Origin of the sequence: Pseudomonas sp. NFACC51, from assembly GCF_900103575.1 — a bacterium.
GTDB classification, from domain to species: domain Bacteria; phylum Pseudomonadota; class Gammaproteobacteria; order Pseudomonadales; family Pseudomonadaceae; genus Aquipseudomonas; species Aquipseudomonas fluorescens_Q.
The window spans coordinates 1-1,430 of sequence record NZ_FMXH01000032.1 but is presented as its reverse complement, the minus strand read 5'-3'; the positions used below and the strand labels follow the sequence as shown (position 1 = coordinate 1,430).

The 1,430-nt window shown below is 53.5% G+C and carries 1 rRNA gene; it reads left to right on the top strand.

The window, feature by feature from the left end:
• Positions 1–1,398: ribosomal RNA gene (locus BLT00_RS30605) — 23S ribosomal RNA — on the top strand; the annotation flags it as partial.
• Between the last annotated feature and the right edge of the window lie 32 nt (positions 1,399–1,430).

Below are 1,430 nucleotides of genomic sequence, written 5' to 3'. Positions count from 1 at the left end.
TAAGGCCGAGAGCTGATGACGAGTTACCCTTTGGGTGACGAAGTGGTTGATGCCATGCTTCCAAGAAAAGCTTCTAAGCTTCAGGTAACCAGGAACCGTACCCCAAACCGACACAGGTGGTTGGGTAGAGAATACCAAGGCGCTTGAGAGAACTCGGGTGAAGGAACTAGGCAAAATGGCACCGTAACTTCGGGAGAAGGTGCGCCGGTGAGGGTGAAGCACTTGCTGCGTAAGCCCACGCCGGTCGAAGATACCAGGCCGCTGCGACTGTTTATTAAAAACACAGCACTCTGCAAACACGAAAGTGGACGTATAGGGTGTGACGCCTGCCCGGTGCCGGAAGGTTAATTGATGGGGTTAGCTAACGCGAAGCTCTTGATCGAAGCCCCGGTAAACGGCGGCCGTAACTATAACGGTCCTAAGGTAGCGAAATTCCTTGTCGGGTAAGTTCCGACCTGCACGAATGGCGTAACGATGGCGGCGCTGTCTCCACCCGAGACTCAGTGAAATTGAAATCGCTGTGAAGATGCAGTGTATCCGCGGCTAGACGGAAAGACCCCGTGAACCTTTACTATAGCTTTGCACTGGACTTTGAATTTGCTTGTGTAGGATAGGTGGGAGGCTTTGAAGCGTGGACGCCAGTTCGCGTGGAGCCATCCTTGAAATACCACCCTGGCAACTTTGAGGTTCTAACTCAGGTCCGTTATCCGGATCGAGGACAGTGTATGGTGGGTAGTTTGACTGGGGCGGTCTCCTCCTAAAGAGTAACGGAGGAGTACGAAGGTGCGCTCAGACCGGTCGGAAATCGGTCGTAGAGTATAAAGGCAAAAGCGCGCTTGACTGCGAGACAGACACGTCGAGCAGGTACGAAAGTAGGTCTTAGTGATCCGGTGGTTCTGTATGGAAGGGCCATCGCTCAACGGATAAAAGGTACTCCGGGGATAACAGGCTGATACCGCCCAAGAGTTCATATCGACGGCGGTGTTTGGCACCTCGATGTCGGCTCATCACATCCTGGGGCTGAAGCCGGTCCCAAGGGTATGGCTGTTCGCCATTTAAAGTGGTACGCGAGCTGGGTTTAGAACGTCGTGAGACAGTTCGGTCCCTATCTGCCGTGGACGTTTGAGATTTGAGAGGGGCTGCTCCTAGTACGAGAGGACCGGAGTGGACGAACCTCTGGTGTTCCGGTTGTCACGCCAGTGGCATTGCCGGGTAGCTATGTTCGGAAAAGATAACCGCTGAAAGCATCTAAGCGGGAAACTTGCCTCAAGATGAGATCTCACTGGGACCTTGAGTCCCCTGAAGGGCCGTCGAAGACTACGACGTTGATAGGCAGGGTGTGTAAGCGCTGTGAGGCGTTGAGCTAACCTGTACTAATTGCCCGTGAGGCTTGACCATATAACACCCAAGCAATTTGTATGCTCCAAGCC